Origin of the sequence: Bradyrhizobium niftali (assembly GCF_004571025.1) — a bacterium.
Lineage (GTDB): Bacteria > Pseudomonadota > Alphaproteobacteria > Rhizobiales > Xanthobacteraceae > Bradyrhizobium > Bradyrhizobium niftali.
The window spans coordinates 1-5587 of the sequence record NZ_SPQT01000084.1 but is presented as its reverse complement, the minus strand read 5'-3'; the positions used below and the strand labels follow the sequence as shown (position 1 = coordinate 5587).

Here is a 5587-nt window from a genome sequence, read left to right as displayed (position 1 = left end):
CCGGCGAGGATTTCCTTGATGCGGTCGATCGAGGACAGGATCACCGTCACCGCCTGCCCCGTCACCGGCATGCCGTCACGGAATTTGCCCATCAGCGTCTCGCCGGCATGCGCCAGCGCTTCCAGACGCGGCAAGCCGAGGAAGCCGCACGTACCCTTGATGGTGTGGACCAGGCGGAAGATGTTATCCAGGATCTTGGCGTTGTTCGGCTCCTGCTCGAACTTCACCAGCTGATTGTCGACGGTGTCCAGGCTCTCGCTGGTCTCCGTCAAGAACTCCCGCAACAGATCATCCATGAAAACAGGCCTTCATACAGGGAGGGCGCGCACGAGGCGTGATGCGCCATTTCGGAATGGGGCCAGCTTCACCGCAAAGCGTTTAATAATGGTTGAGTATGTGGAAAAGAACGGAACCAACAAAGAGATAAGGCGCTCCGGACAAGCCGAAGCGCCTCGTAAAGGTTGGATTAACGTCTTACGAGCGATGCGCGCGTTTACGAAGCGGTAACGATGATGGCTGCGCCTTCCGGTGCGAGCGTCACGGTGAGCCCGCAGGCCTGCGCGAGCAGCCGCGTATAATAAGGCTGGATCGCGTGCGCATCCGCAGCGGGCCCGCGCTCGCCGCTCAGGAGCTCGGCGATGTTCTGCGGCAGGCGCGCATTGTGTCCGGCCGCGGTGATGCGAAAGCTCATCGCCTCGCCCTCACCGATCGGATCGATCGTGAGCGTGCCGCCGCGCGGGATCGTGTGCTGGGCCACGACCAGCATGTTGAGCAGCAGCTTGACGCGATTCTTCGGCAGCAGCAGCCGCGGCAGATTCCACGTGATCGTGCACTTGCCGTCCTCGATGTGGCCGCGCGCCATGGTCTGGGCATCGCCGAGGTCGATCTGGGCGCCGGAGGAGCCAGCCGCGCCGAAGGCGAGACGGCAAAACTGGAGGCGGGCGGAGGCCGTCTTGGCGCTCTTGCGAATCAGGTCGAGCGCGAACTCGCGGTCCTCGGGCTTGGGATCGTCGTCGAGGACTTCGAGCCCGTTGACGATGGCGCCGACGGGGCTGATGAGATCGTGGCAAACCCGCGAGCACAGCAGCGCAGCGAGTTCGAGCATATCGGGAGCAGTAGTGGTCGCGGGCGACGAGGCGTCAGACATATAATGGGGTCCTGGAGGGTTCCTGGAATTGCGCGGCGCTGGACGCCGCGAATCACGCATGCTTGACGGATGCCGCAGGTTCTAACATTCGCAAGCCCGCGGCAGCTAGCTTGCGATCGGTTCGGGGCGGCCATAAAGCCCCAATCGAATCAATCGGGGCGAATCAGTCGAGCAGGAACGGAATTGCCGATGAATGAGGCATGCAGGTGAAGCGGATCATCGACGGCGCGGCCGCATCCGGCCTGATGGAGCCGCTCACCGCGCTGGTGGTGAAGGCGGGCGAAGCGATCCTCGCGGTCAACCGCGCGGCGATGCGGGTCGACGGCAAGCAGGACGGCTCGCCGGTGACCGAGGCCGACCTTGCCGCCGACCGCATCATCGCGGACGGCCTGGCGCAGCTGGCGGGCGACATCCCGACGCTCTCGGAGGAGCGGACCCAGCTTGCCGCTCCGCCGTTCCGCGACAGCTTCTTCCTGATCGATCCGCTCGACGGCACCAAGGAGTTCGTTGCCGGCCGCGACGAGTTCACCGTCAACCTCGCCCTCGTCACTCAGGGGGTGCCCCTGCTCGGCATCGTCAGCGCGCCCGCACTCGGGCTGCTCTGGCGCGGCATCGTCGGCCGCGGCGCCGAGCGCGTCAGGTTTGACGGCGCTACCATCGGTGCCGCCGAGCCGGTCCACACCCGCAAGCTGCCGGCGCCGGGCGAGCCCTGGGTCGCGGCGGTGAGCCGCTCTCACGGCGATCCCAAAAGCGAAGCGTTCATCGATAACAGGCCCAATGCCGTCAGAAGGACGGTCGGCTCGGCCGTGAAATTCGGCCGGATCGCCGAAGGCAGCGCCGACATCTATCCCCGCTTCGGGCCCACTTCGGAGTGGGATGTCGGCGCCGGCTGCGCGGTCGTGACCGCGGCCGGCGGCAAGGTCACCGACGGCAAGGGCGGCGAGATCCGCTTCGGCCAGCGGCAGGATACCGGCTTCATCATCCCGGAGTTCATCGCCTGGGGCGACCCGCAGGCGGTCGGCTGCTACTGACTGAGCTGCTCCTGAAGCGCCGGCCAGCGCTTGCCGACTTCGTAGAGGAAGCGCTCCGGGTTGGCGGCGAAGGCGTCGCGATTGGCTTCCCGGCTGAACAGGTAAAGCCGCTGCGCCACGATCGCGAAGAAGCGGGGGTTGCCGGCGATGGTGACGCCGCGGGCGATGTCGGCAGGGTCATAGCCGCCGAACTGCGGTCCATAGATCTCGGGATGGGCCAGGAAGGAGGCCCGGTTGCCCTCGTTCCGGAAGCGCCAGACCGCGCCCCAGAGGTTGGCTTCGAACTCGGCCGTCCCCTGCGCGGCGCTGCCATCGACGAAATAAGCGACGGGGTCGAAGCCCTCGATGGCGACGCCGCTGAAGCGATTGACGACGATCCGTTCGGTGGTGGCAGCCTGGGCCGGCAACCATGCGCACACCATCCAAATGCCCGTCAGGAGGCAGACGAGGCGGCCGAACAAGGCAATTCCGGGGCGCAAAGGGCTATCTTCCTGCCGTTGTGCCGTCATAGTTGCTGCGGATAACATCCGAGTCGAGGGGACATTCGGCGCAACCTAGAGCCGTGCCTGTTGGCGTCAGGTTAAGGAAGCGATCGGATTCGATACCAGGGGTTCTTTTATGACTTTCGCATCACGCCTTGCTGCGCTCGCGCTCGCCGCGATGGTCGGCTGGATCGTGCCGGCCTCCGCCCAGCAGGCGCCGCCGCCCAACCTGCCGCCGCCGCAGCGGTCCCCGACGCCTAACACCTATGGGCCGGACGAGCTCGTGACGGCCGGTCACCGCTTCTTCGGCAACGTCTCGCGCGGGCTCGCCTCGATCATCGAGAAGGCGGTCAGCCAATGGGGCCTGCCGAACGGCTATATTCTGGGTGAGGAAGGCTCCGGCGCCTTCGTCGCCGGCCTGCGCTATGGCGAAGGCACGCTCTACACCAAGAACGCCGGCGACCTGCGCGTCTACTGGCAGGGCCCCTCGCTCGGCTTCGACTGGGGCGGCGACGGCGCGCGCACCATGACGCTGGTCTACAACCTGCCCGCCACCAACGCGATCTACCAGCGCTTCGCCGGCCTCGACGGCTCGGCCTATATCATCGGCGGCTTCGGCATGACGGCGCTCACCGCCAACAACATCGTGCTGGTGCCGATCCGCTCCGGACTCGGCCTGCGGCTGGGAGCCAATATTGGCTACCTGAAATACACGCCTCGCGCGACCTGGAACCCGTTCTAGACTCCCCTCCACCGGTCCAATTCCGGATTCACGTTAACAACAGGGCGGGGCTGGCTTTTTGCCGGCCCGCCATGCATTGTCGTTGGTAAATTTTTCCTTAGCTTTGGGAGTTCTGGCCCATGGTCGAACCGATCATGTACCTGGCGATCGGTTTCCTGCTCGCGATGCTGTGCGGGCTTGCCATCGTGCCGCTGGTGCATAACCGCGCGGTGCGCCTGACCACGCGCCGGCTCGAGGCCGCCACCCCGCTGTCGATGGCCGAGATCCAGGCCGACAAGGACCAGCTCCGCGCCGAATTCGCCATGTCGGCGCGACGGCTCGAGATGAGCGTCGACCAGCTCAAGAACAAGACCACGAGCCAGCTCGCCGAACTCGGCAAGAAGAGCGACGCCATCAACCGCATGAAGATCGAGCTCGGCGAGAAGAACGCCACGATCTTCGCGCTGGAGGCGCGCGAGAAGGCGGTGAAGGAGCAGCTCCGCGCCACCGAAGAGGAATTCAACGCCAAGACCGAAGCCCTGCGCGCCGCCGAGAATGCGCTGACCGACAAGCGGGGCGAGCTCGCGAAGATCAACTCCGAACTGTCGAACCGCTCGATGATGGCGGAGAGCCGCCAGGTCGAGCTGGTCGCGGTGCGCGCGCAGATCGAGGAGCTGAAGAACCGCGTCGGCGACGCCGAGAAGGAGTTTGCCGCGACGCAGGCCCGGCTGACGCAGGAGCGTACCGAATCCGAGACCGCCTCGCGCGAGCTTGGGGATGCACGCGGCCGCGTCGAAAATCTGAGCCAGCGCGTCACCGAGCTCGATCGCCAGCTCATCGTGCAGGTGAAGGAGGCCGAGATGCTCTCGGGCCGCGTCGCCGACCTCGAGGGGCGCCTCGCCACGCAAGGCAAGCTGCTCGCCGAGCGCGACTACGAGAACAACCAGCTCCGCCAGGCGAGCGATGGCTCCGAGCGCACCATCAAGGAATTGCGCGTCGAGATCGCCGCATTGAGCGGCGGCAAGTCGTCGGCCGCCGTGGAGCAGCTCCGCGCGGAAAAGACCGCGCTGGAGGAGCAGCTCCGCACCGCGCGCGACGAGCGCGCCAAACTCCAGCGCGACATCAACGCGATCCAGCAGCAGGCGGAAAGCTCCTGGGCGACCGAGCGCATGGAGAACGCGCTGCTGCGCGAGCGCATCAACGACATCGCCGCCGAGGTCGCAAAGCTGGCGATGCAGCTCGAGGGCCCGAACTCGCCGATCGAGGCCTTGCTTGCGGCCGAGGCCGGCCAGCCGCCGAAGCCGGCGCCGCGCCCGGCCAACGACGCCGCGACGAACGGCGCGGCCGCAGGGACCCTGCCCGAGGGTGGCGGAACGCTCGCCGAGCGCATCCGCGCGCTCCAGGCCCACGCCTCCCGCGCCCGCCAGCAGGGCGCGTAAGCCGGCCAAAACGCGGCCTCGCAGCCGGGTTGCGCGATCTGGGGAAGGTTTTCCAGGCTCGGGGCGCCTGGAAACTTGACACCTCCGGCCCGCACTTCTAAATCGCGGGCTCTGATGCGCCGGCCGGCCGAAAGTCCGGCCGTCGGCATGATGGTCCCGGGCGCATAGCTCAGCGGGAGAGCGTTCCCTTCACACGGGAGAGGTCCAAGGTTCGATCCCTTGTGCGCCCACCATCCTCAGCTTTGTCACCTCGCGCGACCATGACCGGCCGAGTTCTCGTTTTGTCGCGGTAGTCGAACGCAAGCGCGCCGATTAGGCCTTGCTCATCTCGCCCAAGAGAATCGCAGCCGAACAGGAGCGAGCCAACGGAGCATCCAGCGGGCGAGTTGCTTGTGTCTGCTCTCGGTCATCGAAGCAAACAGCCAAGCGACAAGATTTGAGATCAATATCGCCACGACGAAGCTGACCCAATGTATGGTCCGGCCGTGCGTAGCAAGAGGTTCGTCGATCAGGTGGTGAGTGGTCTTGCATCAATGTATCCGGCCTTTGATTGGAGCATTTTCTCCGGGCCATCATGGATATCAGCGCGCGTGCGTTCTCATTAGCGGACAGGCCTCGATTGGGCCATTTGGGTCACCAGTGTTCGCATGCGCCGGGAAGACCGAACCTCCATCTCGTCTCATCCTCTCGCAGACCTCGGCTGGAACCTGCTGATGGGGTTACGTCATCGCTTGCTCCTCCTACCTCGCAGTTCCTGTGTTCGAGCC

General features: G+C 65.7%; 6 protein-coding genes and 1 tRNA gene. 4 read left to right on the top strand and 3 right to left on the bottom strand.

Translation table 11 applies throughout. The features are described 5' to 3' along the window. Both E4K65_RS46135 and chpT read right to left on the bottom strand, forming a co-directional pair. On the bottom strand, positions 1-296 hold a 296-nt coding region (locus tag E4K65_RS46135; protein ID WP_197969154.1), incomplete at its 3' end, for an Hpt domain-containing protein. Positions 297-493: 197 nt separating this feature from the next. Then, positions 494-1147: a histidine phosphotransferase ChpT gene (gene chpT / locus E4K65_RS46130; protein WP_027548462.1), complete on the bottom strand. Its 654-nt coding sequence runs from the start codon at positions 1145-1147 to the stop codon at positions 494-496. A gap of 200 nt (positions 1148-1347) precedes the next feature. Here chpT and cysQ point away from each other — a divergent pair, with 200 nt between their 5' ends. Further along, positions 1348-2178, top strand: a complete 831-nt coding sequence (cysQ, locus tag E4K65_RS46125) for a 3'(2'),5'-bisphosphate nucleotidase CysQ (protein ID WP_135179693.1) — start codon at positions 1348-1350, stop codon at positions 2176-2178. Here cysQ and E4K65_RS46120 read toward each other — a convergent pair. Then, positions 2172-2657 carry a YHS domain-containing (seleno)protein gene (locus E4K65_RS46120; protein ID WP_135179692.1) on the bottom strand — a complete coding sequence of 162 codons (486 nt, stop codon included), beginning with the start codon at positions 2655-2657 and terminating at the stop codon, positions 2172-2174. The two genes, cysQ and E4K65_RS46120, sit on opposite strands and share 7 nt — an antisense overlap. A 139-nt stretch (positions 2658-2796) precedes the next feature. Here E4K65_RS46120 and E4K65_RS46115 point away from each other — a divergent pair, with 139 nt between their 5' ends. From E4K65_RS46115 to E4K65_RS46105, 3 genes are all read left to right on the top strand, one after another. Then, positions 2797-3402, top strand: a complete 606-nt coding sequence (locus tag E4K65_RS46115; protein WP_091893924.1) for a DUF1134 domain-containing protein — start codon at positions 2797-2799, stop codon at positions 3400-3402. Positions 3403-3521: 119 nt separating this feature from the next. Further along, positions 3522-4820, top strand: coding sequence for a coiled-coil domain-containing protein (locus E4K65_RS46110; RefSeq protein WP_135179691.1), 1299 nt, complete (start codon positions 3522-3524; stop codon positions 4818-4820). Positions 4821-4978: 158 nt separating this feature from the next. Then, a tRNA-Val gene (locus E4K65_RS46105) sits at positions 4979-5053 on the top strand. Positions 5054-5587 lie beyond the last annotated feature (534 nt).